We start from the raw sequence: 26330 nt of genomic DNA on the forward strand, positions 1-26330 counted from the left end.
GTTCCCGCGGGTCACTTGTCCTCGCGCGGCCAGTTCTCGGCCTCGAACATCCAGCGCTGCTTCTCCAGTTCGGCGGTGATGCCGATCAGCAGGTCCTGGGTGACCGGATCGGCCTTCTCGGTCGCGTCGATCCGCGCCCGCAGCCGTGCGATCGCCGCCTCCAGGGACTCCACCAGCAGCCGCACGACCTCCGTGTCACGCAGCCAGCCGTCCTTGGTGCCCGGCAGCGCGAAGGTCGCCGCGATGGTCTCCGGCCGCCCGTCCGGCGCCACGCCCAGCGCCGCGGCACGTTCGGCGACCGTGTCGGCGTAGGCGCGCGCGGTGTCCACCACCTCGTCGAGCTGGAGGTGGATGGACCTGAAACGCGGCCCCACGATGTTCCAGTGCGCCTGCTTGCCGACCAGCGACAGACCCAGCAGGTCCACAAGGGTGTCCTGGAGAGCAGGGCCGGTGACGCGGAGCGCCTCATCGGGCAGCGTGCTCTTCACCACGGTCATAGAACGCTTCTCCCTTTCTCGAGCTGTCCTTCGTCCCTCGACATGCGCCTGGGCATGCCTCTGGACGCACGGAGCTGTGCGTCGCGCTCCTCCTCGCAGGTACCACCCCACACACCCGAGGTCTGCCCGCACGCCAGCGCGTATGTCAGGCACTGGGTCGTCACGGGGCAGCGGGCACAGACGCGCTTGGCGGCAGCTGCGTCCCGCAGCGCCGGCCCGGTCGTGCCCACCGGGAAGAACAGCTCGGGGTCCTCACCCACACAGGCGGCAGCGCGCAACCACTCCATGGGGGCGCGGGTGCCCCCGGCGCACACCCGCAAACGCGGTGCTGAGCGGGCCGGAACCGGGTCTTCGGCGCCTCGTGCTAGAGCCCGGGCAGCCCGTCGAGGAAACCGGTCACGTCCGCGAAGACCTCCGCCCGGTTCGTCTCGTGGAACACCTCGTGCCGGGCCCCGGCGTAGATCCGCTCGGCCGCCCGGCCCCCGGTCAGCCGCTCCACGCCGGCCCGGCTGCCGGGCAGCGGGACCAGCCGGTCCTCGTCGCCGTGCAGCCACAGCACCGGCAGCGGGCCGACGTCACCGCTGTCGCCGACGGTCGCCAGGGTCCGTACGAAAGCCTCCAGCGTCGGCCGTTTCATCGGGCCGTGCCACACCAGCGGGTCGGCGGCGTACGCGGCGCCCACCGCCGGGTCGCGGGAGAGCGCGGCCGGGCTGATCGGCCGGTCCGGGATCTCGGGGAGGGCGAGGAGCCGTCCGGGCAGCTCCCAGGCGCCGATCACCGGCCCCGAAAGGACGAGCGCGGTGAGCTCGTGGCCGTACCGCTGGGCGTGGCGGGCCGCGATCAGGCCGCCCATCGAGTGGCCGACCAGGACGAGCGGGAGGCCGGGATGCGCGGCGCGGGCGAGGGCGGACACGCCGTGCACGTCGGTGACGACGTCCTCGAAGTCCTCGATCACCACGCGCTCACCGGCCGACCTGCCGTGCCCCATGTGGTCGGCTGCGTAGACCGCCGCGCCGTGCTCGGTGAGGACACCCGCCAGCCCTTCGTACCGGCCGGCATGCTCGCCGTAGCCGTGCACGACGAGGGCGACGTACCGCGGCTCGGCGTGCTGCCACACGCGGGCGGTGATCGTGCCCCGGGTCCCGGTGAGGACGTGCTCGCGGGCGTCGGCCATGGCTCCTCCGGCTGCGTCGGTGAAGGTACCCGGGGATCTTCCCAGGGGGCTGCCCGGCGGTCTATAGTCCAAAACTAGCGGTGCTAATTAACAGCGGTGCCGATCAGCGGTGCCGGTCAACTCAGTGCTGATCCACAGCGTCGTCGGTCAGGAGTCCTCCCGTTGCGTCCCGTCCACTTCGCGGCCGCCCGCCGCACCCCCATCGGCAAGCTGCGCGGAGCCCTGTCCCCGGTGCGCCCGGACGACCTCGCGGCGACCGTGATCCGCCGCCTCGTGGCCGACGTGCCCTCCCTCGACCCCGCCCGGATCGACGACGTCTACTGGGGTGCCGCCAACCAGGCCGGCGAGGACAACCGCAACGTCGCCCGCATGGCCGCCCTGCTCGCCGGCCTGCCCGAGACGGTGCCCGGCGCCACGGTCAACCGGCTGTGCGCCTCGGGCCTGGAGGCGGTCACCCTCGCCGCGCGCACCGTCGCCGCCGGCGAGGCCGACATCGTGCTCGCGGGCGGCTCGGAGTCGATGAGCCGCGCCCCGTTCGTGCTGCCCCGCCCCGACGAGGCCCTGCCGCACCGCATCGAGACCGCCGACACCCGCCTCGGCTGGCGGCTGGTCAACCCGGCGATGAAGGACCTGCACGGCCTGCTGTCCATGGGCGAGACCGCCGAGGAGGTCGCCGCACGGTACGGCATCCCGCGCGAACGTCAGGACGAGTTCGCGCTGCGCAGCCACCAACGGGCCGCCGCCGCCCGCAAGGACGGCCACTTCGACGACGAACTCGTGCCCGTCGAGCGCCCGGACGGCGTGGTCGTCACCACCGACGAGTGCGTCCGCGAGGACACCTCCATCGAGAAACTGGCGCGGCTGAAGCCGGTCTTCCGCGAGGGCGGCACCGTCACCGCGGGCAACGCCTCGCCGATGAACGACGGCGCCGCCGCGCTCCTGCTGGTCAGCGAAGTGGCCCTGAACGAACTGGGCCTGGAGTCCCTGGGCCGCTATGTCGCCGGCGCCTCGGCGGGCGTGCACCCGGACGTGATGGGCATCGGCCCGGTGCCCGCCACCCGCAAGGCGCTCACCCGGGCCGGCTGGGAGATCGAGGGCATCCGGGAGGCCGAGTTCAACGAGGCCTTCGCCGCCCAGGCCCTGGCCTGCGTCGACCAGCTCGGCATCGACCCCGACCTGGTGAACCCCAGCGGCGGCGCGATCGCCCTCGGCCACCCCCTCGGCTGCTCCGGCGCCCGCATCCTCACCACCCTGCTGCACCGCATGCGCCGCACGGGCGCGGCGCGCGGGCTGGCGACGATGTGCGTGGGAGTGGGGCAGGGGAGCGCGGTGCTGGTGGAGCGGCACTGAGCGCTCCGCTGGTTGTGCCGTGATGTGCCGTCGTCCGACTGCGGCGCCGCCGTGGCTGGTCGCGCAGTTCCCCGCGCCCCTTTGGGGTGCTGCCGAACCGTGGCGGAGTTGGCCAACTGGCGAGACGGCGCTTACGCCGCAAGATGCATGCGCATAGCATCGGCCCGGCATGAACACGATGACGCTCTGGCACATATCCGGGTGGGGATTCACCGCGCTGGCCTTCGCGGCGCTGCTCGTCGGCTTCTCCAAGACCGCCGTCAGCGGGGCCAACACCGTCAGCCTCGCCGTCTTCGCGGCGGTGCTGCCCGCCCGGGCCTCCACCGGGGTGCTGCTGCCGGTGCTCATCGCGGGCGATGTGCTGGCCGTGCTCACCTACCGGCGGCACGCCCACTGGCCCACGCTGTGGCGGCTGTTCCCGGCGGTGGCGGCCGGGGTGGTCGTCGGCACGCTGTTCCTGATGTGGGCCGATGACGGCGTCGTACGGACCTCGATCGGCGCGATCCTGCTGCTGATGGCGGCCGTCACGGTGTGGCGGCGGCGTCGGGCCGACACGGAAGGGGTCACGGAAAAGGACACGGAGGGAGAGCCGGAGCCGGTCGGCAGCCGGGCGGGCCGGGTCAAGGCGCGTTCGTACGGTGTGCTCGGTGGCTTCACCACGATGGTCGCCAACGCGGGCGGCCCGGTGATGTCCCTGTACCTGCTGTCCGCGGGCTTTAGGAAGCTGGGCTTCCTGGGCACCTCGGCCTTCTTCTTCCTGATCGTGAACGTGTCCAAGGTGCCCTTCAGCGTCGGCCTGGGCCTCATCGACGGCCGCTCCCTGCTGCTCGACGCCGCCCTCGCGGTGTTCGTCGTACCGGGGGCGTTCATCGGCAAATGGGCTGTGAACAGGATCAACCAGCGGCTGTTCGAGCAACTGGTGATCGCGGCGACGGTCGTGGGCGGGGTCCAGCTGCTGTTGCGCTGAGCCCGGACGACCCGCGATCCGGCCGTCGGACCGGCCCGTACGCTGACGCCATGTCCCCGCGCCCCACCACCCCGCACGTCCTCGTCCTCGGCGGCACCACTCAGGCCCGGCTACTGGCCGCCGGGCTGACCGCCCGTGGCGGCGTCCGGGTCACGACCTCCCTGGCCGGGCGAGTGGCCCGCCCCGGGACGCTGGAGGGGGAGGTCCGGACCGGCGGGTTCGGCGGGGCGGAGGGGCTGGCGGAGTGGCTGCGGGCGCAGCAGGTGGACGTGGTCGTCGACGCCACCCATCCCTTCGCCGCCGGGATCACCGCCAACGCGGCGCGGGCCGCGACGGCGACCGGGCTGCCGCTGCTGGTCCTGCGGCGCCCGGGCTGGCGGCCCGGCCCCTCGGACCGCTGGCACCCGGTCCCCTCGCTCGGCGCGGCGGCCGACGCGCTGCCCGCCCTCGGCCGCCGGGTCTTCCTCACCACCGGCCGCCTGGGCCTGTCGGCCTTCGCGCACCTGGACGACCTGCACTTCGTCCTACGGTCGGTCGAGCCGCCCGAGCCGCCGATGCCGCCCGGCCTCGAAGTCCTGCTGGCCCGCGGCCCCTTCACCGTCGCCGGCGAACTCCAGCTGCTGCGCGGCCACCGCATCGACGTGCTGGTGACCAAGGACAGCGGGGGAGAGGCGACCGCCGCCAAGCTGACGGCCGCCCGTGAACTGGGACTGCCCGTGGTGGTCGTACGCCGGCCCCCACTGCCCGACGGCGTGACGGCGCTGCCCGACGAGGCGGCCGTACTGGACCGGCTGGAGAGACTTCGCCGGCTCGGCCTCAACCGGCCGTGACCGAGGCCCGCAGCCGGTCGATCGCGCGCATTACCTCGGTACGGTTCTTGGCGTCCTTGATCCACGCGGGCAACCGGGCCACGTAGGTCATCTTCCGCCCGTGCTCGTACCAGGGCGCCCGTTCCCGCAGCGAGGCGGCCACGAACCGCCGGAGCAGGTCCAGGTGTTCGAGGTTGTACGCCCAGATCTCCCCGTGCCGGGTGGTGGTCCGCAGCCACAGCGCCGGCCACTGGCCGCCGACGAGCCACGAGGTCCGGGACAGACCGCAGGACCGGCAGACCAGGCGGTCGCGCGCGCCCTCGGCGAGGTCCGCCCGTGTCTCCGCGTGGGCGATCCGCGCACAGCGCGGGCAGCGGACCAGCATCGCGGACCGGAACCGGCAGGCCGTGAGGCCGGTGTCGTAGAAGCGCACGGGTGTGGGGGACATGCCGGGAGTATGACGGCGGCCGATCCCCCCGGGCACCCGGTTTTCGAGTGCCGTCGAGTGCCTTCGAGTGCTTTCGAGCGGCCGGCCTCAGGCGTCCTTCGGGTTCCGGCGCAGCAGATACGTGTCCATGATCCAGCCCTTGCGCTCCCGGGCCTCGGCACGCAGCCGCTCGATACGGGGGGCGGCCTCGGCGATCGGTCCGGAGACGAGGATCTCGTCCGGGGTGCCTATGTAGGCGCCCCAGTAGATGTCGAGGTCGTCGCCCGCGTACTGGCGGAAGGTCTGATGGGCGTCCAGCATCACGACCAGGTCGTCCACCTCCTTGGGGAAGCCCTCGGCCAGCCGCCGCCCCGTGGTGATCTGCACCGGCCGGGCGACCCGGTTCAGCCCCGTGCGGTGCCGGGCGGCGAGCGCGGAGACGCTGCTGATGCCGGGCACGACGTCGTACCCGAAGGCCACGGCGCCCCGCTCCAGCACCTCCTCGAGGATCCCGAGCGTGCTGTCGTACAGCGCCGGATCCCCCCACACCAGGAAGGCGCCGCACTCGTCCTCGCCCAGCTCCTCGGCGATCAGCCGCTCGTAGATGCCGGCGCGGGCGCTGCGCCAGTCCCCGACCGCGGGGGAGTAGGCGGCGCCGCCCGCGCTCCGGTCCCGCTCCGGGTCCCGGGCCTCGACCAGCCGGTACGTCCCCTCCGGCAGGTGCGCGTCGAGCATGTCCCTGCGGAGCCGGGTGAGGTCCGACTTCACCTCACCCTTCTCGAGAAGGAAGAACACGTCCGTGCCGCGCAGCGCCTTGACCGCCTGCAGGGTCAGCTGGTCGGGGTCGCCCGCGCCGATACCGATGACATGAATCTTTCGCACGCCCCGAGTCTGCCGCATGCCACTGACAGTGCGTGCACCGACTCCGCACGCCCCGCTACACCCGCAGGCGGGGCGCCAGGGCCTTCGCGTCGACCGGCTCGCCGCCCCGCTCCACGGCCTCGGCCAGCTCCCGCGCCCAGGCGGCGACCCCGGCGAGATCGATCCCGTACGGCTGCCGCTCCCCGGAGCCGTCCGCCCACTCCTCGACGGCACCCGCCCCCCGCCGCAGCAGCCGCGCCCCGCCGGTGACGTTCCCCCGCGCGGCATGCGTCAGCCCCACGGCCAGCTGCGCCAGCCCCCGCCACAGGGCACGCTCGGAGTCCGGGCCCGACTTCCAGGCGTCCTCGAAGACCTCGTGCGCGTGGAACGGCATCCCCTCCGCCAGCAGCGCCTGCGCCTCCCGGACGGTCTCCCGCGGGGTCCGTACGACGCCCTCCGGCTGCCGTGCCACGCCCTGAGCCCCGTACGGCAGAGGCCGCCCCAGCCCGTCCCGCGGCCGCGCGTTCCGCGCCCGCCCCTCACCGTCCCGGTCCCGCCTGCTGCCCATACGCCCGATTCTCCCCCGGCCCGCGTCCCCCGGCCCGGGCGCCCCCTTCGGCCGGCCCTCCGGCGTACGGTAAAGTGCTGTCCGCGCGATCACACGGCACGCCGTGGGCGAGCGCACCGGGACGTGGCGCAGCTTGGTAGCGCACTTGACTGGGGGTCAAGGGGTCGCAGGTTCAAATCCTGTCGTCCCGACAGCGATGTCGGAAGTTTCCGCGGTCAGGGGCTCTCTTCGGAGGGCCCCTGACGCGTTGGTCTCAGCCTGCCGCCGGTCGTGCGGACCGGTGGGTGAGGGGCTCGCGCAGCCCCAACTGCTCACGCGGCGTGGTACCGGTGTACTCGGTGCGGTACACGCCGCGTTCCGGCACGAGCAGGTCGACGTGCCGCCGGGTGATCAGGCGCGCACCATGCGGTGCCGCACCAGGCACGTGCATCGAGGGCCTCCACCCGTCAGGAACTCGCCGGCTCGACGTACGCCGTCCGCCCCGCCGAGTGTCAAGAGCACCCGTACGGCCCGCCCGCCGCGCGCTCACCGGCGGACGCGGCGCCGGCCCGCTTCGGGCCCGAAGCCCGGACCAGGCTCCGCACGGAGCCGGGCCGAGGGCGTCGGCGAGGCCGCCGGCCACCGCGTGCGCTCCGCACAGCAGGAACGTCGAAAGCTCCAGCGGGATCAGCCGTTCGCGCAGGGGCGAGGGCGGCCCTCCCGCGCCCTCGCGCCGGCCGGTCCCGCGCGCGGGCACGTGCCTCAGCCCAGCGCGTCACCGACCAGGGCGAGGTCCTGGATGGCCGCCAGGCCGTACAGCGCCGTGGAGTTGGAGCTGACCCAGGGCGCGTCGGACCCGGCGTTGAGCACGGTGGGGCCGCTGATCTTCGTGGTGGCCCACGGGGTGCCCGCGTCCGGGTAGCCGTCGCTCGCGGTGAAGTTGCGCCAGGCTCGCTCGGCCAGCGCGGCCTCTCCGGTCAGTTTCGCCGCGTACGCGTCCAGGCGGCTGTGTCCCTGGACGAGGCTGACCTTGTAGCCGGCGCCGTAGCGGGCGGTCTTCTCGGCCGTGGTGGCGTTGAAGTAGCGGCAGTAGTCCAGCCAGGCGGCCCGGAAGCCGGGGATGTCCTTCTCGTCGACGGCGTCGATCAGTTCGGCGGCCAGTTCGGGCAGGCCGAAGCTCGCCGAGAGGTGGGAGACGTCGATCACGGGCTTGGTCTGGAGGGCGAAGGCGCCCGTGTCGAGGTCGTACAGGCCGCTGCCCTGGACGAAGCCGTTGGGCTGGGCGGCGATGGTCGAGGCGCTGGCCAGCAGCTTCTTCTTCGCCGTCCGCCACTTGGGGCCGCGCCGCTCCCACTCGGTCCACCAGCCCCAGCCCAGCCCGCTCCAGTCGGTGCCGAAGCCGATGGACAGGGCGTGCCGGTTCCCGGGGACGTAGCCGTCGGTGCGGACCTTGCGCTGGGGGTCCAGGCGCAGGAACGTCTCGTCCGCGTCGACCTGGGCGTGCATCAGGTCACCGGTCCGCTCGTCGGCGGTGAGGTAGTAGAAGAGCCGCCGGTACACCGGGGTGGAGATACGGACCTGTTTGGCGCTGTCGCCGAAGTGCTGGACGCCGTGCCGGGTGCCCAGGCCGGCCCACTTGCCGAGGTGGTAGACGTCGACCTCGCTGGTGTGGCGGGTCATGGCCTCGGCGAAGCGGTAGATGTCGGCCCGCCCGGAGCGCAGGTAGGCCAGCCAGAGCCACAGGTCGGTGGAGAGCTCGGAGTTGTCCCAGGCGAAGCCGCCGACGTCGTAGGCCCAGGTGTGGCGGTCGGGGTCGTAGGTGTGCTGGACGTCGCCGTAGTCCAGGAAGCCGTACCAGCGGCGCTGCTCGCGCTGGTCCCGGTAGTAGCCGAAGAGGAGGTCGAGGCGGTCCTCGACGGTCTTCCGGGCGGCACTGGAGCGGTCCACCGGGGACCAGAGCCCGGCGAAGACACCCGCCCCGTGCAGGGTCTCGGGCGCGGCGACGAGCTGCGGCGGGGCGGTCAGGGCGTCCTTCTGGGCGACGAGGGTGCCGGCCGTGGGAGTGGCCGCGTTGGCCCACAGGTACAGCTCGGAGGTGCGGGCGATGCCGTACGGGGTGCCGAATCCGGGCTCGTAGTCCTCATAGGTGATGGCGAGTCCGGCGGTCTGCTCCTCGTACGTGTCCTGGCCGAGACCGTCGTGGTAGAAGCGCAGGTCGAGCGGCTGGGCCTCGGGCGACCAGAGCCAGAGGGTGACGGTCGCCTCGTCGGAGGCGGCGTCGCGGACGTCGAGCTGGGCGGGGTGCTTCTGCCAGAAGTCCCGCAGGCCGAAGGAGAGTCCGCCGCTGATCCCGCCGACGTAGCCGAAGCCGGGGGCACGGGTGCCGCCGGTGGTGTGGATCCACCCGTGGCCCGCCTTGGTGCGCTTGCGGACGGTGAAACCGTCGGCCGAGAGCTGGGCGAGGGTGTGGTCGCCCCAGGCCGGGACGTACCGCAGGGCGGAGGAGACCCGGGTGTCCCAGGTGGAGACATCCGGCAGCTTCTCGCCCTTGACCTGCGCGGCGCGCACGGCCGCGCCGGGGTCGCGGCGCAGGCCGGTGACGCCCTGGACGGCTTCGGTCAGGAAACCGTCGTCGGCACCGGCGAGACGGATGTGACGGTTGTAGAGCTCGTCGGAGAGCGGGACGCGGATGCGCAGGCCCAGGCCCCTGATGAAGTCGCCGCTGCTCTTGCCGGGCTCCTGGGTGCCGTCGTACGTGAGGGTGTGGACGACGCGGATCGCCTCCGACCCGGCGTAGAGGTAGAGGCGGATGACGAAGGGCAGCCAGGAACGGTTGCCGCGCTCGTGTTCGCCCTCCAGGCGGATGACGGCGCGCACCGGGCCGGACTGCTCGACGGTGACGGAGCCGACCCGGCCGGTGAAGCGTTCCCAGGTGGTGCTCGAACCGCTGCCTTCGTAGCCCTCGTCGATCTCCGGCTGGCGCAGCACGACCAGTTCGGCCTTGTTCGCGATCTCGGTGCCGGCACGCTTGATGGAGCGTATGACGTCGTGGGCGCCGGCCTTGGCGATGCTGACCTGGATGACGCCGGTGTCGACGTCGATCGTGCCGCCCTCGGTGTCCACGGTGAGCGCGGTGTCCGGCTTCGCGGGTGTGCCCGGAGCCAGGGTGTAGCTCTCGGCGGGGCCGGTGGTGGCGCCGACCGCGTGGGCGGTCCACTTCAGGGTGCCGTCCGGCCAGTAGGCGGTGGGCCAGGACTGTACGGGGACGGCGGTGCCGTCGGCGGCCGTGAGGGCGAAGGCCCGGTCGGCGGGGAGCGCACCCTTGGGCCAGGCTACGCCGAAGGTGGTGCCGGGGGCCTCGGCGGGGGTGCCGTCCTCGAGCCAGGTGAGCTTCACGGGACCAGGGGCGGCCGCTTTCCCCGGCGCCGCCGCGGCCGGGTCGGCGGCGAGCGCCCAGGAGAGCTGGGTGGCCACGACGGCCGCGGCCGCCGCCTTGAGGGCGTCTCTGCGGGAGATCTCAGGCACCGTGGCCGCCTTCGTGCTTGAGCCGCCAGACGCGGAAGTCGGTGATGTGGAAGTGGCTGAAGGTGGTGCGGAAGGCGAACCAGCCGCTGGTGTAGGGGGCTTCGTCGGTGTAGTCGAAGACCAGCTCGCCGTTGTCCCAGTACTGGATGTGCTTGCCGTCGGAGACCAGCCGGACGCGGTTGGGCTCGTTGGCGGTGAGCAGTGGCGAGGTGTAGTCGTAGATCAGCGGCCGGGAGCCCGCCACGCCGACGTAGCGGCGCAGCCGGGTCGTGGTGTTGTAGTTCGCGCCGAGGCCCGCGTAGTACGTGGTGAGGTGGTCGTAGTCGGCCAGGGCGCCGCTGCGGGGGGTGGCGAACAGGTCCTCGGGGGAGCGTGCATCCCGGGCGTTCCAGAAGGAGTTGAGGTCGCTGACCCGGTCGTTGGGACCGCCCTGCGAGACCGGTGTCGCCGTGAAGTCGATCTCGTACCGGCCGGAGAACGGCCGCTTGAACCACACCGAGGCCCCGGCGGGCACGTCGACGTCCAGCACGCCGTCCTTCGCCGTGACGCTGCCGCCCTGCTCCAGCTCGGCCGACCACTGGCCGGTGCCGTGCCGGAAGTCGTCACGGGCGAGCAAATGACGGTGGTGGTGCGGGTGTTGACGGTGAGGTGCGGCGGCGGCACCGGTGGTGAGCACGGCGGTGGCCGCGACGGCGAGACTCACCAGAGCGGCGGGCCAGGTTCTGCGCATCGGGGGATTCCTTCCTGTGGACGACCAGGAGCGTACGGAAACCAACAATTCCGAGCAATGGAAGCCACAGAATCGCAAACAGGCGTTCATGTACAGCCGAACTGGCCGTGAGATCCCACCTGTTGGGACCGAACGTGACGCGCCGTTAAATCCTTGTGGCCGATCGGCCGCGGATCTCCGATCGGCGCCATGCGGGCGGGCAGTCTGTTGCCACCTTCTCCCAACCGACCTACTCAACACAGGAGTTGTCCGCATGTCCCACGACGGCCCGCTGCCCCGCCGTACCTTCCTCGCCGGAGCGGCCGGACTCGCCCTGGCCCTCGCCACCCCCGTCGCCGCCTCGGCCGCGGGCTTCGGCTACACCGACGACGGGACCCACTACGTCGTCGACACCGGCGCCGGCCTCGTCTTCAAGGTCGACCACGGCAACGGCGACCTGTCGTCCTTCGTCTACAACGGCACCGAGTACCAGGGCTACGACGGCAAGAACTCCCACGTCGAGAGCGGCCTCGGCACCTCGACGGTGACGATCTCCACGCCCTCCACGGGAGTCGTCCTCATCAAGGTCGTCCACGGCACCCTCGTCCACTACTACGCCGCGCGCAGCGGCGAGAACAACATCTACCTCTTCACCTACAAGTCCGACACCTCCGTCACCGCCAGCCGCTACATCGCGCGCCTCAAGCCCGGCATCTTCCCCACCACCTACCCGGACACCTGGTCCGACTCCGACACCGTCATCGAGTCCGCCGACGTCTTCGCCAAGACCGACGGCACCACCCGGTCCAAGCACTTCTCGAACCTGCGGACCATCGACTACGACTACTTCGGCTTCAGCACCTCCGGCGCCGCGGTCTGGGTCGTCCGCTCCACCAAGGAGAAGGACTCCGGAGGCCCCTTCATCCGCCAACTGCTGCGCCACGGCAACGAGTCCGGCGCCGGGCTCTACGAACACCTCTACTACGCCGAGGGCCAGACCGAGGCCGAGCGCTTCGGCCTGCACGGCCCGTACGTCCTCGCCTTCACCGACGGGTCAGCGCCGGCCACCGCCGTGTCCGGGCGCGACAACACCTCCTGGGTGGACGCCCTCGGCCTCACCGGCTGGACCGGCGCGAGCGGCCGCGGACGGATCGTCGGCAACGGACTGTCGGGCTGGGATCCCTCGTATCCCTACGTCGTGGGCGTGTCCAACGCCGAGGCCCAGTACTGGACGAAGGCGAACGCGAGCACCGGCAAGTACGCGGTCCCCGGGATCCTGCCCGGCACGTACACCCTGACCGTCTACAAGGGCGAACTAGCCGTGCACACCCGGGACGTCACGGTCACCGCGGCCGCCGTCACCACCGTGCACACGATCACTGTCACCGGCGATCCCTCCACCGACACCGCGGTCTGGCGGATCGGCGACTGGAACGGCACCCCGGCCGGCTTCAAGAACGCCTCCCTCGTCACCCACGCCCACCCGTCGGACTCCCGCGCCGCCGCCTGGACCGCCGGCACCTACCTCATCGGCACCTCGACGGCCTCGGTCTGGCCCGCCTACCAGTTCAAGGAGATCAACCAGGGCCTGCTGGTGTCCTTCACCCTCACCGCCGCCCAGGCCGCCACCGACCGCACCCTGCGCATCGGCATCACCACCGCCAAGGCGAACGGCCGCCCCCAGATCACCGTCAACGACACCTGGACCTCGGCCATCCCGGCCGCGGCCACCGAGCCTTCCACCCGGACCCTGACCGTCGGCAGCTACCGCGGCAACAACCACACGTACGCGTACGTGATCCCCGCCGCACACCTGCTGACCGGCAGCAACACGCTGCGCGTCGACGCCGCGAGCGGCTCCGCGGGAGGCGGTGGCTACCTCAGCCCGAGTTACGCGTTCGACGCCCTCGACCTGCTCTGAGGGCGCTTTGTCCGTCGGCGACGTACGCTCCTTCATGAGACCGAGGAGCGGGGTATGACCATACTTCCCACCGCCCATTCCCTGCGCAGCACCCCGGAGGGCTTCCTGTGGGAGCCCAGTGACCGCTGGGTGCGCGGAGTGAGGGGCGAGGTCACCGTCGTGGACAGCCGGCATCCCCTGCTGGTGTGGGAGCCCGGACTGCCCGTACCGCAGTACGCCTTCCCGCGGGCGGAGGTCCGTGAGGATCTCCTCCGCCCGGCGGCGCATCCCCCGACCGGCGCGCACGCCGGGTCGCGGGTCTTCTACGACCTCGACACCGGCGGCGAGCCGCTGCGGAACGCGGCCTGGACCTACCCGGGCCGCGAGCTCGCCGGGCACATCACCTTCGCCTGGTTCCAGCGCCGGGACCCGGGCCTCGACCACTGGTACGAGGAGGAGGAAGAGATCTTCGTCCACCCCCGTGACCCGCACAAACGCGTCGACGCCCTGCCCAGCAGCCGCCATGTGGTCGTCGAGATCGACGGCACGGTGGCGGCGGACACCCGGCGGCCCGTGCTGCTGTTCGAGACGGGCCTGCCCACGCGGTTCTACATCCCCCGCGAGGACGTCCGCCTCGACCTGTTCGAGGCCACCGACCACAGCAGCCGGTGCCCGTACAAGGGCGTCGCCGAGTACTGGTCCTGGCGGGGCGACGCGGACGTGCCGTCGAACGTCCTGTGGAGCTACCCGGACCCCCTGCCCGCGGTGGGCGCGGTCAGGGGGCTCCTCGCCTTCTACAACGAGGCCGTCGACATCACGGTGGACGGCGAACACCGCAAACGCCCCGTCACCCTGTTCACCTGGGCCCTGCTCAGCGGGCCCGAGGCCGACGGGCGCCAGGCGAGCACGGTCTAGCCGGGGTCAGCCGGGGCTAGGCGTCCGCGCGCGGTTCCCGTACGACCGCCACGTCGCCGGGGGCCAGCGTGAGCGAGCCGGTGGTCTCCTTGCCGGTGAGGAGTTCCGTGGCGCCCGCCGGGACCGGGATCTCGGCGCCCTGCCCGGAGTGGTCGATCAGGAACACGTAGTCCGCGTCCGTGCCGCGCCGCCGGACCACCTCCACGCCCGCCGGCACCGCGCGGACCGGCTCCACGCCCGCCTCCGCGCGCACCCGGTCGAGGAGTGCGCCGAGGGTGTCCGGGTCCGGGAGCGTGGCCACGTACCAGGCCGTGCCCGTGCCGTGCGTGTGCCGGGTGACGGCCGGTACGCCCGCGAGGGGCCCGTCCGTGTACGAGGCGACCGCCTCGGCGCCCGCCAGGCGCAGCCGCTCCGACCACAGCGTGCCCGTGGCCCCCGCCGGCACCTCCCCGGCCAGGCCCGCCTTCTCGCCGGGCAGCAGCGGGAACGGCTCGTCGGAGCGCACGCCCAGCGCCTCGCGGAAGGCGCCCGGGTAACCGCCCAGCCGTACATGGCAGTTGGCGTCCACCATGCCGCTGTGGAAGCCCACGGCGAGGGTGCCGCCGCGCTCGGCGTACGAGGTGAGGTTCTCGGCGCCCGCGTCGTCGACCAGGTAGAGGCTGGGCGCCAGGACCAGGCGGTACGCGGAGAGGTCCGCGTCCGGGCGGACGAAGTCCACGGCCACCCCGGCCCGCCACAGCGGCTCGTACCAGGTGCGCACCAGGTCCAGGTAGCGCAGTTCGCCGCTCGGCTGGGAGGGCAGTTCGAGGGCCCAGCGGGCGTTCCAGTCCCAGACGATCGCGACCTCGGCCGTGCCCGTGCTGCCGCGCACCTCGGCCAGCGCCTTCAGGTCGGCGCCGAGCCCGACCACGTCCCGCCAGATCTGGCTGTCCGTACCGGCGTGCGGCAGCATCGCCGAGTGCCACTGCTCGGCGCCCGCCTTGGCCGCCCGCCACTGGAAGTAGGCGATGCCGTCCGCGCCGTGCGCCACGTGGGCGAGGGCGTTGCGGCGCAGCTCTCCCGGGCCCTTGGCCCGGTTGACCGGCTGCCAGTTCACGGCGCCCGTGGAGTGCTCCATCAAGAACCACGGCCCGCCCGCGAGCGAGCGCGTCAGGTCGCCGCTGAGCGCGATGTCGATGTGCGACTCGGTGTCCGTGGACTGCAGATAGTGGTCGTTGGAGACGATGTCCAGCTCCGGGGCCCACCGCCAGTAGTCCAGCGCCTCGAAGCTGAAGTTCACCATGAAGTTGGTGGTGGCCGGCGTGTCCGGGGCCGCGACGCTCAGCACGTCCCGTTCCGCCGTGTACAGCGACAGCAGCTCGTCGGAGCAGAAGCGGCGCCAGTCCAGCTGGTGCGTGGGGTTGGGCACGGCGCCGGTGGCGCGGGGCGGCAGGATCTCGTCCCAGTGGTAGTACCACTGGCTCCAGAAGGTGGTGCCCCAGGCGTCGTTGAGGGCGTCCAGGTTCCCGTACCGGGCCCGCAGCCAGCCGCGGAACGCCTGGGCGCTGGTGTCGCAGTAGCAGGCCGCGTTGTGGCAGCCGTACTCGTTGTGCACGTGCCACATCGCGACCGCCGGGTGGTCGGCGTAGTGCCGCGCCAGCCGGTCCGCGATGCGCAGGGCCGCCCTGCGGTAGGCGGGGCTGGACGGGCAGAACGTCTGGCGGCTGCCGTACGACAGCGTGCGGCCGTCCCGGTCCACCGGCAGGGCCTCCGGGTGGGCGCGGAAGAACCAGGCGGGCGGCGCCGCGGTCGGCGTGGCGAGGTCGGCGGCGATGCCGTTCTCGTGCAGCAGACCGAGGATCCGGTCCATGCGCGAGAAGTCGTACACGCCCTCGGCGGGCTCCATCAGCGCCCAGGAGAAGATGCCGACGCTGACCATGGTCACCCCGGCCTCGCGCATCAGGCGCACGTCCTCGGCCCACACCTCCTCGGGCCACTGCTCGGGGTTGTAGTCGCCGCCGTAGGCGATGCCGGGGACGGACAGGGTGCGCTTCATCGGACGTCTTTCGTGAGGAGGCGGCGCGTGGTCTCCACGCCCCACCGGTCGAGGGAGAGCAGTCGGTCGCTGGAGGCCATCAGGCCGCCGGTGGCCTCCACGTGCGCGGCCCAGCGCTCACGGGTCTCAACGGCCGGCCGGGCCATCAGGCAGTCGGGGTCGTTGACCCAGAGCCGGCCGTGCTGCCACTGACGGGCGGCGCCGGTGAACTCGGCCGCGTCCTGCCCCGGCTGGCTGAAGTCGCCGGCCTCGGGGTCGCGGTGCGGGGCCGTGTCGGGGCTGACCCGCATCGCGTCGAACAGGCCGAGGGAGGGCAGGATCGGGGCGCCGCAGCCCAGCAGGTAGGCGTCCTCGCCGATCGCCTCCCGGATCAGGCCGATGCCTGCCCGGTAGGCGGTCAGCGCGTCCACGTCGTCATGACGCACGCCGTCCAGCGCGCCCGCGTACAGGAAGTCCACCTTGAAGTAGTCGTAGCCCTCCGCGCGCAGCGTCCGGAAGACGCCGGCCAGGCAGGCGGCCGCCTCGGGGTGGGTGGTGTCCAGGACGCACAGGTCGTGGCCCCAGTTGCGGCCGGCGTGCGCCGGGCCGCCCTGGGTGTCGCGGACCAGCCAGTCGGGGTGTTCGGCGGCCAGGTCGCTCGCCGGGTCCACCAGGAACGGCGCCGTCCAGATGCCGGCCCGGCGACCGCGCGCCCGGATCGTGTCCGCGATGCCCTCGCGGGAGCGGAAGCGCCCGGAGAGGGTGAGCCAGTCGCCCAGCGCGCGCTGGTAGCCGTCGTCGATCTGGACGACGTCGACCGGCAGGTCGAGGGTGTCCATCGCGCGCAGGTTCTCGTGGATGTCGTCCTCGGTGACCTGGGTGAAGTACTCGTACCAGGAGCACCACACCGTCGGCGCCGGGCGCGGGGCGGGCAGTCCGAGGGCGCCGGCCCAGTCGCCCAGCACCGACGGGATGTCCGTGCCGGTCCACTCCTTCACCGGGCCGTCGGCCTCCACCTCGGCGTGGCCGCCGGTGACGGTGAGGCGGACGGACGGCACTTCCCGGGTCGGGTCGGCCGCCGCCCACAGCCGCGTGGGGGAGCCGTCGCCGGGGTCCAGGGCGAGCAGCCCCTCCCCCTGGAAGGTGCCGGCGGGCACGGTGACCCCCGGCCGGTAGCAGACGGTCGCCCAGTTGTCGTTCGTCGGGCGGTACGGCATGGCGTCGAGGGCGTAGGCGCCGCTGGGGCTCCAGGACTGCCAGCCCTCCTCGTGGACGCGTGCGCGACGCGGGTCCACGAGGACCGAGGCGACCGGGGTGAAGGGGTGCACGGGGTTCTCTTTCGCGAGTGGGGCGCTCAGCCCTTGTTCGCACCCAGCGTCAGACCGCTCACGAACTGCCGTTGCAGCGCGAAGTACACGATCAGCGTCGGGATCGCGGTGAGCAGGGCGCCGGCGGCGACCAGGTTGGGATCGGTGAAGTACTGCCCGGAGAGGTTGTTCAGCGCCGAGGTGATCGGCATGTTCTCGCCGGTCGAGATCAGCACGATGGCCCAGAAGAAGTCGTTGTAGATCCAGATGGACAACAGCGTCGCCAGGGCGGCCATCGCGGGCTTGCACAACGGCAGCACGATCTGCCAGTACATCCGCCACACCGACGCGCCGTCGACCAGCGCGGCCTCGGTGAGCTCGTGCGGCAGCATGCGCATGTAGTTGCTCAGCACGAACGCGCAGAAGCCGGACTGGAACGCCACGTGGATGAGGACCAGGCCGAGCGCGGAGTCGTACAGCTTGCCGCTCATCGTGATGCCGGGCAGGTCGATGAGCAGGTACATGCGGTACAGCGGGGTGATGATGACCTGCTGCGGCAGCAGGTTGCCTGCCGTGAACACCAGCAGCAGGAAGATGTTGAGCCGGAAGTCGAAGCGGCTGACGTAGAACGCGACCATCGACGACAGCAGCAGCGTCAGCAGCACGGCCGGGACCGCGATGATCAGCGTGTTGCCGAAGTAGTGCATCATGTCGGACTGCTCGAACGCGTTCTTGAAGTTGTCGAGGCTCAGCTTGTCCGGCCAGGAGACATAGCCCTTGGTGCTGGTCTCCGAGTACGGCCGCAGGGCCGCCAGGACCGCCCACAGCAGCGGGGCGAGCCAGGCGAGCGAGGTGACGACGAGGAACACGTGCAGCAGGACCCGGGCCGGGCGGACCGGGGTGCGCTGCCGGCCGAGCGCGGCGGTGGGGGTGGTCATGCGCGCCGCTCCTTCCGGAAGGTCGCGATCAGGTACGGGATGATGACCGCGAGGGAGATGACCAGCAGGACGACGGCGATGGCCGACCCGTATCCGATCCGGCTGGACTCGCCGATGATGTTGTTGGTGATCAGGATCGACAGCAGCTCGGTCCCCTGGGCGCCCTTGTTGAAGACGAACACCAGGTCGAAGGCGCGCAGCGCCTCGATGATGGTGACGACCAGGACGACCGTGTTGGTCGGGCGCAGGGTCGGGAAGATGACGTTCTTGAACGTCTGCCACTCGTTCGCGCCGTCCAGCGAGGAGGCCTCGCGCAGCGACGGGTCGACGCCCTTGAGGCCGGCCAGGTAGAGGATCATCATGTAGCCGGTGTGCCGCCAGGAGGCGGCGACCAGGACGGCCCACAGGTTCAGGTGCGGGTCGCCGATCCAGTCGATGTAGTGGCCTGGCTTGTTGGCCCCGATGAGGCTGTTGATCAGACCCGTGTCGGGGTTGTAGACGAGCTGCCAGACGAACCCGGTGACGGCCAGCGACACCACGACCGGGAGGAAGAACGCGGTCTGGTAGACGCGGCTGAAGCGGATCTTCTTGTCCAGCTGGACGGCCAGGAACAGTCCCATCGGCGTCGGGATCAGGATGAGCACGACGAACCAGATGATGTTGTGCTGGACCGCCGGCCAGAACTGCGGGTTGTCGCTGAACAGCTGCTTGAAGTTGTCCAGCCCCACCCACTTGATGGAGTCGAAGCCGATGCCGTCCCAGCTGGTGAAGGCCAGGGCGATCGAGGCGAGGGCCGTGAACCAGACGAGGGCCACGTGCAGGACGGTGGGCACGCCGGCCATGAAGCCGAGCGTGATGCGGTCACGGCGGGTCAGCAGGCGCTTGTGGCCCCGCGGGACCCGCTTCTTCTCAGGCGCGGGGCCCGGAGGCGGCGCGGGCGCCGCCTCCGGGCTCTTCGGAGTGATGTCGGTGCTCATGCGGAGGCGAAGATCTGCTTCTTCTGGCGGTCGATGGAGGACAGCAGGCTGTCGACGCCCTTGGGGTTCTGGAGGAACTTCTGCAGTCCGGGCTGCATCACCGTGGAGGTGAAGTCCGGCCGGGAGTCGCGGTCCATGAACTGGGTGAGGCTCTTGGCCTCACTGATCATCTTGTACGCCTTCTTCTGCAGCGCGGTGTACGAGGAGGTGTCGGCCTTGCTGGAGGCGGCCACCACGCTGTTGTCGGCCTTGAGGTAGACCTGCTCGGCCTCCGGGGTGCCCAGGAACTCCATCAGCTTCACGACGCCCGCGTGGTTCTTCGGGCTCTTGCTGACCATGAAGCCGTCGGTGGGCGCCTCGACGGTGTCCTGGCCGTACGCGGAGTTGATCTCCGGGAACGCGAAGAAGTCGAGGTCCTCGAGGTCGGCCTTGTTGGTGAACTGCTGTCCGACGAAGGAGCCCAGGAGGTACATGCCGGCCTTCTTCGACACCAGTGTCTGGGCGGCGTCCTGCCAGGTGCGGCCCATGAAGCCGTCCTGGTGGTAGGGCAGCAGCTCGGCCCAGTGGTCGAAGACGGCCTTGACCTTGGCGTCGGTCCACGACTCCTTGCCCGCCATCAGGGACTTGTGGAAGTCGTAGCCGTTGAGGCGGAAGTTGATCTGGTCGAAGGTGCCCATCGCCGGCCAGGCGTCCTTGTCGCCGAACGCGATCGGGACCAGGCCGTCCTTCTTCATCTTCTTACAGAGGGCGACCAGCTGGTCCCAGGTGGTGGGAACCTCGTAGCCGTGCTGCTTGAAGACGCTCTTGCGGTAGAACAGCGCCCACGGGTAGGTGTACAGCGGCACGAAGTAGTACTTGCCGTCCTCGCCCTTGCTGAGCTGCTTCATCGCGTCGGGGAAGTTGTCCCCGATCTTGGCCCACACGTCGTCGATCGGCGAGGCGAGCTTCTTGGCCGCGAAGAACTGCATGCGGTAGCCGGCGAACCAGGTGAACACGTCGTCCGGCGTGCCCTGGAGGTAGGAGTTGATCTGCTCCTGGAAGGTGTTGTGGTCCTTCGTGTTCACGTCGACCTTGATGCCGGACTTCTTGGTGAAGGCCGCGTAGATCTCGGCGAACGCCTTCTTCGGCACCGCGTCCGAGGAGTTGGAGCCGAGGGACACCGTCTTCGGGTCGGAGGAAGAGCCGCTGCTGCCGCAGGCGGACAGCAGGGGTATGCCGGCGCCGGCGAGGAGGGCGGCTCCGCCCGCTCCGCGGAGCAGGGAACGGCGGCTGGGGCCCGGGACGGCGAGGCCGGAGGGCGAGAGGCGCATGGCGGCTCCTGGAAGGCAGGGGTTCGGACAAGGGGAGAGCAGGATTCCGAAAGGTCCTCGAAACCGATCAGAAACCAACTCGACCGAACATCGTGGGCGTAATAACAGCCGCATGTCCGCTCATGCGTCAATACCTTCCGTCCGTCTCGTGCGTCTCTTGCCCGAAACGTAATCGACATGGCCACCAGCGAATTCGTTCACAAAGCGACAGTCACGGTCTGACCAGCAGCTGGAAGTCGAAGGTGTACCGGGATGCCCGGTAGATGTGGGTTCCGTACTCGACCGGGCGGCCCGCGTCGTCGTACGCCGTGCGCTGCATGGTGAGCAGGGCGGCGCCCGCCTCCTCGTCGAGGCGGGCGGCCTCCTCGGCGGTGGCCGAGCGGGCGCCGACGGTCTGCCGGGCGCTGTGCAGGGTGATCCCGGCGGAGCGCATCATCCGGTACAGACCGGTCGACTCCAGCCGGGCGTCGTCGAGTTCGAGCAGGGCGGCGGGCAGGTAGTTGCACAGGAACGCCACCGGCCGGCCATGCGTGAAGCGCAGCCGCTCCAGGACGGTGACCTCGCCGCCCTCCGGCAGGCCGAGCGCGGCGGCCACGTCGGTGGCGGCCGGCACGCGCTCGTGGCGCAGCACCCGCGTCGTCGGGCCCTGCCCGGCCGACTCCAGGTCGTCGTAGAGGCTGCTGAGCTCCAGGGGCCGTCTGACCTGGCTGTGCACGACCTGCGTGCCGACACCCCGGCGGCGCACCAGCAGCCCCTTGTCCACCAGGGACTGGATCGCCTGCCGCACCGTCGGCCGGGACAGGCCCAGGCGTACGGACAGGTCGATCTCGTTGCCCAGCAGATCGCCGGGAGCCAGCGCCCCGTGCTCGATCGCCGCCTCCAGCTGCTGGGCGAGCTGGTAGTACAGCGGGACCGGACTGGTCCGGTCCAGGGTGAAGTCGAGGGAGTCGAGCGCGGAGACAGTCGCGGGGCGGTTGCGGGCACCGGTCCTCGGCATCGGGACACTCCTTGGGGGCGTGGGGAAGGTCAGAGGTGCCGGCGGCGGGCCGCGACCTGCCGGTCGTAGTCCTCGCGGGCCCGTACGGCGGCCTCGCGCGAGGCCGTCTCGGCGACGGGTACGTCCCACCAGGCCTCGGCCGGGGGAGCGGCGGGGGCGGGACCATGCAGGTCCGTCTCGACGTACACACAGGCCGGCCGGTCGGCGGCGCGGGCCGTGGCGAGCGCCTCGCGCAGCTCCCGGACCGTCTTGGCGCGCAGCACGTCCATGCCGAGGCTCGCCGCGTTGGCGGCCAGGTCCACGGGCAGCGGGGCGCCCGAGAAGGTGCCGTCGGCCGCCCGGTACCGGTAGGCGGTGCCGAACCGCTCGCCGCCCACCGACTCGGACAGGCCGCCGATGGAGGCGTACCCGTGGTTCTGGATCAGCACCAGCTTGACGGGCAGCCCCTCCTGGACGGCGGTGACGATCTCGGTCGGCATCATCAGATACGTACCGTCCCCGACCAGCGACCAGACCACGGTGTCCGGGGCCGCCTGCTGGACGCCGATGCCCGCCGGGATCTCGTAGCCCATGCACGAGTAGCCGTACTCCAGGTGGTACTGGCGCCGGCCGCGGGCTCGCCACAGCTTGTGCAGGTCGCCGGGGAGCGAGCCCGCCGCGTTGATCACCACGTCCTCGTCTCCGGCCACCGCGTCCAGGGCGCCCAGCACCTGTGTCTGGGTCGGTACGGCGTCCTCGTCGTCGGCCCGGTAGGCGGCCGTCACGACCTGCTCCCAGCGCTCCTTGCCCGCGCGGTACTCCGCCTCGTACGCCGGGTCCACGCGGTACCCGGTCAGCTCCGCGCCGAGCGCCTCCAGGGCGGCCCGGGCGTCGGCCACCACGGTCCGCGCGGCCAGTTTGTGGGCGTCGAAGCCGGTGATGTTGACGCCCAGGAAGCGGACGCCCGGGTGCTGGAACAGCGTGCCGGAGGCGGTGGTGAAGTCGGTGTACCGGGTGCCGATCCCGATGACCAGGTCGGCGGTGCGGGCGAGGCCGTCGGCGACCGCCGTGCCGGTGTGGCCGATGCCGCCCACGTCGGCGGGATGGTCGTACCTGAGGGAGCCCTTGCCCGCCTGCGTCGAGGCGACGGGGATGCCGGTGGCCTCCACCAGCTCCCTGAGCGCCTCCTCGGCCCGGCTGTGGTGGACTCCGCCGCCCGCGACGATCAGCGGCCGCTCGGCGGCACGGACGGCCTCTACGGCGGCGGCGAGCTCGGCCGGGTCCGGGGCGGGGCGGCGGACGTGCCAGACGCGCTCGGCGAAGAACTCCTCCGGCCAGTCGAAGGCCTCCACCTGTACGTCCTGCGGCAGCGCCAGCGTGACGGCACCGGTCTGAGCGGGGTCCGCCAGCACGCGCATGGCGTTCAGCGCGGAGGGGATCAGGGCCTCCGCGCGGGTGACGCGGTCGAAGTAGCGGCAGACGGGGCGCAGGGTGTCGTTCACGGACACGTCGGCCTCGGACGGGTGCTCCAGCTGCTGGAGCAGGGGATCGGCGGGGCGGGTGGCGAAGGTGTCGCCGGGGAGGAGCAGCACGGGCAGGCGGTTGATCGTGGCCAGGGCCGCGCCCGTGACCAGGTTGGTCGCTCCCGGACCGATGGACGTGGTCACCGCCTGCGCGGACAGCCGGTCGAGGTGCCGGGCGTGTGCGACGGCCGCGTGCACCATGGCCTGCTCGTTGCGGCCCTGGTGGAAGGGCATCAGATCGGGGTATTCCACGAGGGCCTGCCCGATCCCGGCGACGTTGCCGTGGCCGAAGATCCCCCAGGTGCCGGCGATCAGCCGGTGCCGGACGCCGTCGCGTTCGGTGTACTGGACGGAGAGGAACCGCACCAGCGCCTGCGCGACGGTCAGGCGGCGGGTTGACTGACTCGAGTGGCTCATGCCTCTTAGATGTAGGCGCGGGCGGCGGCACTGTCAATTGATTGTACTTACATACGGACCTGATCCTGAAAGGATGTCTTGACAAAGTTATTGACAGCGGGCGTGCCCAGGGACTTGGATCGCGTCCCAGCGCAACAGCGTCCTTTCCCCCGTCGCACAGTGAGGTGCAGGACAAATGGACCGCTCTTCTCTCTCCCGCTCCCGCAGACTGGCCCCCGTCGTGGCCGTGGCCGCCGTGGCAGCTCTGACCCTCGCCGGCTGCTCCAGCAGTTCGGGAGGGAAGAAGGCCGAGGAAAAAGCGTCGGACGCCTCCGCGGGCAAGGCCACCACTCCCCGTATGACGGTCGCCCTCGTCACCCACCAGGCGCCCGGCGACACCTTCTGGGACATCGTCCGCAAGGGCGCCGAGGCCGCGGCCGCCAAGGACAACATCAACCTCATCTACTCGCACGACCCGAACGCCGGGCAGCAGGCCAGCCTGGTGCAGAACGCGATCGACCAGAAGGTCGACGGCATCGCCATCACCCTCGCCAAGCCCGACGCCATGAAGGACGTCGTCAGCAAGGCGACCGCCGCGAAGATACCCGTGGTCGGCCTCAACTCGGGCGTCAGTGACTGGAAGAAGCTGGGCCTGATGGAGTTCTTCGGGCAGGACGAGAGCGTGGCCGGCGAGGCGCTCGGCAAGCGGCTGAACCAGGAGGGCGCCAAGAAGGCCGTCTGCGTGGTCCAGGAGCAGGGCAACGTCGGCCTCACCCAGCGCTGCGACGGTGTGAAGAAGACGTTCTCCGGCAAGACCGAGACGCTGTACGTGAACGGCACCGACATGCCGTCCGTGCAGTCGACGATCACCGCCAAGCTCAAGCAGGACTCCGCCATCGACTACGTCGTCGCCCTCGGCGCCCCCTACGCGCTGACCGCCGTGCAGTCGGTGAGCGAAGCGGGCAGCAAGGCCAAGGTCGCCACCTTCGACCTGAACAAGGACCTGACCAACGCCATCAAGAAGGGCACCATCCAGTTCGCCGTGGACCAGCAGCCCTACCTCCAGGGCTACCTGGCGATCGACTCCCTCTGGCTCTACAAGAACAACGGCAACTACAGCGGCGGTGGCGAGCAGCCGGTGCTGACCGGCCCGGCCTTCGTCGACAAGTCCAACGTCGACACCGTCGCCCAGTTCGCCGCGAAGGGCACCCGGTGATGAGCATGGCCCAGCAGGCTGACCCGGCGGTGGGCGCACCGCCGGGCGGCGGCCCCAGGAAGACCGACGGACGCACCACCGAACGGCCCCTGGTGCTCCGGCTGCTGGCCCGCCCCGAAGTGGGCGTCTTCCTCGGCGCCGCGGCCGTTCTGGTCTTCTTCCTGATCGCGGCGCCCACGGTCCGCCAGGGCAGCTCGATGGCCACGGTCCTCTACCAGTCGTCGACCATCGGGATCATGGCGCTGCCGGTGGCCCTGCTGATGATCGGCGGCGAGTTCGACCTGTCGTCCGGTGTCGCCGTGATCACCTCGGCGCTCACCGCGAGCATGCTCAGCTACCAGCTGACCATGAACGTGTGGGTCGGCGTGATCGTCGCGCTGTTCGTCTCGCTCGGCATCGGCGCCTTCAACGGCTGGATGGTGGTCCGCACCGGGCTGCCGAGCTTCCTGGTCACCCTGGGCACCTTCCTGATCCTCCAAGGGGTCAACCTCGCGGTCACCAAGCTGATCACCAACAACGTGGCCACCGACGACATCAGCGACATGGACGGCTTCGACCAGGCGAAGAAGGTCTTCGCCTCCTCGTTCGACGTCGGCGGGGTGCAGGTGAAGATCACCGTGGTGTGGTGGCTGGTCTTCGCGGCCATCGCCACCTGGGTGCTGCTGCGCACCAAGTACGGCAACTGGATCTTCGCCGTCGGCGGCAACAAGGACAGCGCGCGAGCCGTCGGCGTCCCGGTGAACTTCACCAAGATCACGCTGTTCATGACCGTGGGCTTCGGCGCCTGGTTCCTCGGCATGCACCAGCTGTTCTCCTTCAACACCGTGCAGTCCGGCGAGGGTGTCGGGCAGGAGCTGATCTACATCGCCGCGGCGGTGATCGGCGGCTGCCTGCTGACCGGCGGCTACGGCTCGGCGATCGGCCCGGTCTTCGGTGCCTTCATGTTCGGCATGGTGAACCAGGGCATCGTCTACGCCGGCTGGAACCCGGACTGGTTCAAGGCGTTCCTCGGCGTGATGCTGCTCGGCGCCGTACTGATCAATCTGTGGGTCCAGCGCACCGCGACCAGGAGGTGACCCGATGACGACCAACGGAACCGGAACGCACGGCGCCGTCCTCGAGGACACGGTGCCCCCCGAGGACGGGGCGATCGTCGAACTGCGCAACGCGGGCAAGTCCTACGGCAACGTCCGCGCCCTGCACGGCGTCGACCTCAAGGTCCACCCCAGCCGGGTCACCTGCGTCCTGGGTGACAACGGTGCGGGCAAGTCCACCCTCATCAAGATCGTCTCGGGGTTGCACCAGCACACCGAGGGCGACTTCCTCGTCGACGGCACCCCCGTGCGCTTCTCCACCCCCCGCGAGGCCCTCGACCGCGGTATCGCCACGGTCTACCAGGACCTGGCGACCGTGCCGCTGATGCCGGTGTGGCGCAACTTCTTCCTGGGCTCAGAGATGACCAAGGGCCCGTGGCCCGTGCGCCGTCTCGACATCGCCGCCATGAAGCAGACCGCGGACCAGGAACTGCGCAACATGGGCATCATCCTCGACGACCTCGAACAGCCCATCGGCACCCTCTCCGGCGGCCAGCGCCAGTGCGTCGCCATCGCCCGGGCCGTCTACTTCGGCGCCCGCGTCCTCATCCTCGACGAGCCCACCGCCGCGCTCGGCGTGAAGCAGTCGGGCGTGGTCCTCAAGTACATCGCCGCCGCCCGCGACCGCGGCCTCGGCGTCATCTTCATCACCCACAACCCCCACCACGCCTACATGGTCGGCGACCACTTCAGCGTCCTGCGCCTGGGCACCCTCGAACTGTCCGCCGACCGCAGCGAGGTCAGCCTGGAGGAGCTGACCAACCACATGGCCGGCGGCGCCGAACTCGCCGCCCTCAAACACGAACTGGCCCAGGTCCGCGGCGTCGACGTCGAAGAACTCCCCGAGGAGAAGGACCTCACCGCACCCGTGGCGAATTCTCCGGAAGGGAGCTCCTGA

The 26330-nt window shown here is 71.1% G+C and carries 24 protein-coding genes and 1 tRNA gene; 9 read left to right on the top strand and 16 right to left on the bottom strand.

The window, feature by feature from the left end; genetic code table 11:
* Positions 1-11 precede the first annotated feature (11 nt).
* The 3 genes from ACH45E_RS27555 to ACH45E_RS27565 form a co-directional block, all read right to left on the bottom strand.
* Entirely contained in the window at positions 12-497 is a 486-nt protein-coding gene (locus tag ACH45E_RS27555) for a DNA starvation/stationary phase protection protein (protein ID WP_361446722.1), read from the bottom strand.
* Complete coding sequence (locus ACH45E_RS27560) at positions 494-784, bottom strand: WhiB family transcriptional regulator (protein WP_361446724.1); 291 nt, start codon at positions 782-784, stop codon at positions 494-496. Before ACH45E_RS27560 ends, ACH45E_RS27555 begins: the two co-directional genes overlap by 4 nt.
* 77 nt (positions 785-861) lie before the next feature.
* Positions 862-1671 carry a lysophospholipase gene (locus tag ACH45E_RS27565; RefSeq protein WP_361446726.1) on the bottom strand — a complete coding sequence of 270 codons (810 nt, stop codon included), beginning with the start codon at positions 1669-1671 and terminating at the stop codon, positions 862-864.
* A 162-nt stretch (positions 1672-1833) separates the two neighbouring features.
* Here ACH45E_RS27565 and ACH45E_RS27570 point away from each other — a divergent pair, with 162 nt between their 5' ends.
* The 3 genes from ACH45E_RS27570 (at position 1834) to ACH45E_RS27580 (ending at position 4818) form a co-directional block, all read left to right on the top strand.
* Positions 1834-3021 carry a thiolase family protein gene (locus tag ACH45E_RS27570; RefSeq protein ID WP_361446728.1) on the top strand — a complete coding sequence of 396 codons (1188 nt, stop codon included), beginning with the start codon at positions 1834-1836 and terminating at the stop codon, positions 3019-3021.
* Positions 3022-3190: 169 nt separating this feature from the next.
* Positions 3191-3988, top strand: coding sequence for a sulfite exporter TauE/SafE family protein (locus ACH45E_RS27575; RefSeq protein ID WP_361446730.1), 798 nt, complete (start codon positions 3191-3193; stop codon positions 3986-3988).
* A 50-nt stretch (positions 3989-4038) separates the two neighbouring features.
* Positions 4039-4818, top strand: a complete 780-nt coding sequence (locus ACH45E_RS27580) for a cobalt-precorrin-6A reductase (RefSeq protein ID WP_361446732.1) — start codon at positions 4039-4041, stop codon at positions 4816-4818.
* On the opposite strand, the gene ACH45E_RS27585 is transcribed toward ACH45E_RS27580, so the two are convergent.
* The 3 genes from ACH45E_RS27585 to ACH45E_RS27595 form a co-directional block, all read right to left on the bottom strand.
* Positions 4805-5245 carry a hypothetical protein gene (locus ACH45E_RS27585; protein WP_361446734.1) on the bottom strand — a complete coding sequence of 147 codons (441 nt, stop codon included), beginning with the start codon at positions 5243-5245 and terminating at the stop codon, positions 4805-4807. The two genes, ACH45E_RS27580 and ACH45E_RS27585, sit on opposite strands and share 14 nt — an antisense overlap.
* A gap of 87 nt (positions 5246-5332) precedes the next feature.
* Positions 5333-6106 (bottom strand): precorrin-6A synthase (deacetylating), encoded by a 774-nt coding sequence (gene cobF, locus ACH45E_RS27590; RefSeq protein ID WP_361446736.1) that lies wholly within the window; start codon positions 6104-6106, stop codon positions 5333-5335.
* A gap of 55 nt (positions 6107-6161) precedes the next feature.
* A complete protein-coding gene (locus ACH45E_RS27595; RefSeq protein WP_361446738.1) occupies positions 6162-6653 on the bottom strand; it encodes a DUF309 domain-containing protein in 492 nt (163 codons plus the stop codon).
* Between the two features lie 117 nt (positions 6654-6770).
* Between ACH45E_RS27595 and ACH45E_RS27600 the strand changes: the two genes are divergently transcribed.
* Positions 6771-6844 (top strand) — tRNA-Pro (locus ACH45E_RS27600).
* A gap of 62 nt (positions 6845-6906) precedes the next feature.
* On the opposite strand, the gene ACH45E_RS27605 is transcribed toward ACH45E_RS27600, so the two are convergent.
* From ACH45E_RS27605 to ACH45E_RS27615, 3 genes are all read right to left on the bottom strand, one after another.
* Complete coding sequence (locus ACH45E_RS27605) at positions 6907-7083, bottom strand: hypothetical protein (protein ID WP_361446964.1); 177 nt, start codon at positions 7081-7083, stop codon at positions 6907-6909.
* 311 nt (positions 7084-7394) lie between these two features.
* The gene (locus tag ACH45E_RS27610; protein WP_361446740.1) at positions 7395-10157 is read right to left on the bottom strand and encodes a Tat pathway signal sequence domain protein; all 2763 of its coding nucleotides are present in this window, start codon (positions 10155-10157) and stop codon (positions 7395-7397) included.
* Positions 10150-10887, bottom strand: a complete 738-nt coding sequence (locus ACH45E_RS27615; RefSeq protein ID WP_361446742.1) for a DUF6250 domain-containing protein — start codon at positions 10885-10887, stop codon at positions 10150-10152. Before ACH45E_RS27615 ends, ACH45E_RS27610 begins: the two co-directional genes overlap by 8 nt.
* Positions 10888-11140: 253 nt before the next feature.
* Between ACH45E_RS27615 and ACH45E_RS27620 the strand changes: the two genes are divergently transcribed.
* The gene (locus tag ACH45E_RS27620; protein ID WP_361446744.1) at positions 11141-12787 is read left to right on the top strand and encodes a rhamnogalacturonan lyase B N-terminal domain-containing protein; all 1647 of its coding nucleotides are present in this window, start codon (positions 11141-11143) and stop codon (positions 12785-12787) included.
* 54 nt (positions 12788-12841) lie between these two features.
* The gene (locus ACH45E_RS27625) at positions 12842-13681 is read left to right on the top strand and encodes a DUF427 domain-containing protein (RefSeq protein WP_361446746.1); all 840 of its coding nucleotides are present in this window, start codon (positions 12842-12844) and stop codon (positions 13679-13681) included.
* Positions 13682-13697: 16 nt separating this feature from the next.
* Here the strand turns inward: ACH45E_RS27625 and ACH45E_RS27630 are convergent, their stop codons facing one another.
* The 7 genes from ACH45E_RS27630 to iolD all read right to left on the bottom strand — a co-directional run bounded on the left by ACH45E_RS27630 (position 13698) and on the right by iolD (position 23143).
* Positions 13698-15716 carry a beta-galactosidase gene (locus ACH45E_RS27630; RefSeq protein ID WP_361446748.1) on the bottom strand — a complete coding sequence of 673 codons (2019 nt, stop codon included), beginning with the start codon at positions 15714-15716 and terminating at the stop codon, positions 13698-13700.
* Positions 15713-17023: a glycoside hydrolase family 36 protein gene (locus tag ACH45E_RS27635; RefSeq protein WP_361446750.1), complete on the bottom strand. Its 1311-nt coding sequence runs from the start codon at positions 17021-17023 to the stop codon at positions 15713-15715. Before ACH45E_RS27635 ends, ACH45E_RS27630 begins: the two co-directional genes overlap by 4 nt.
* A 26-nt stretch (positions 17024-17049) precedes the next feature.
* On the bottom strand, positions 17050-17940 hold the full coding sequence (locus tag ACH45E_RS27640) for a carbohydrate ABC transporter permease (protein WP_361446752.1): 891 nt from the start codon (positions 17938-17940) through the stop codon (positions 17050-17052).
* Positions 17937-18917 (bottom strand): sugar ABC transporter permease, encoded by a 981-nt coding sequence (locus ACH45E_RS27645; protein WP_361446754.1) that lies wholly within the window; start codon positions 18915-18917, stop codon positions 17937-17939. The genes ACH45E_RS27640 and ACH45E_RS27645 overlap by 4 nt, the downstream gene beginning before the upstream one ends.
* A complete protein-coding gene (locus tag ACH45E_RS27650) occupies positions 18914-20227 on the bottom strand; it encodes an ABC transporter substrate-binding protein (RefSeq protein ID WP_361446756.1) in 1314 nt (437 codons plus the stop codon). The genes ACH45E_RS27645 and ACH45E_RS27650 overlap by 4 nt, the downstream gene beginning before the upstream one ends.
* A 211-nt stretch (positions 20228-20438) precedes the next feature.
* On the bottom strand, positions 20439-21224 hold the full coding sequence (locus ACH45E_RS27655; protein WP_361446758.1) for a GntR family transcriptional regulator: 786 nt from the start codon (positions 21222-21224) through the stop codon (positions 20439-20441).
* Between the two features lie 29 nt (positions 21225-21253).
* Complete coding sequence (gene iolD, locus ACH45E_RS27660; protein WP_361446760.1) at positions 21254-23143, bottom strand: 3D-(3,5/4)-trihydroxycyclohexane-1,2-dione acylhydrolase (decyclizing); 1890 nt, start codon at positions 23141-23143, stop codon at positions 21254-21256.
* Between the two features lie 175 nt (positions 23144-23318).
* On the opposite strand from iolD, the gene ACH45E_RS27665 reads away from it, so the two are divergent.
* From ACH45E_RS27665 to ACH45E_RS27675, 3 genes are read left to right on the top strand one after another with little or no spacing between them, the layout of a single operon-like run.
* Complete coding sequence (locus tag ACH45E_RS27665; protein WP_361446762.1) at positions 23319-24338, top strand: sugar ABC transporter substrate-binding protein; 1020 nt, start codon at positions 23319-23321, stop codon at positions 24336-24338.
* The gene (locus ACH45E_RS27670) at positions 24338-25414 is read left to right on the top strand and encodes an ABC transporter permease (RefSeq protein WP_361446764.1); all 1077 of its coding nucleotides are present in this window, start codon (positions 24338-24340) and stop codon (positions 25412-25414) included. The genes ACH45E_RS27665 and ACH45E_RS27670 overlap by 1 nt, the downstream gene beginning before the upstream one ends.
* 4 nt (positions 25415-25418) lie before the next feature.
* A complete protein-coding gene (locus ACH45E_RS27675) occupies positions 25419-26330 on the top strand; it encodes an ATP-binding cassette domain-containing protein (protein WP_361446766.1) in 912 nt (303 codons plus the stop codon).

It is taken from the genome of Streptomyces sp. NPDC020299 (assembly GCF_044387825.1).
GTDB lineage: Bacteria > Actinomycetota > Actinomycetes > Streptomycetales > Streptomycetaceae > Streptomyces.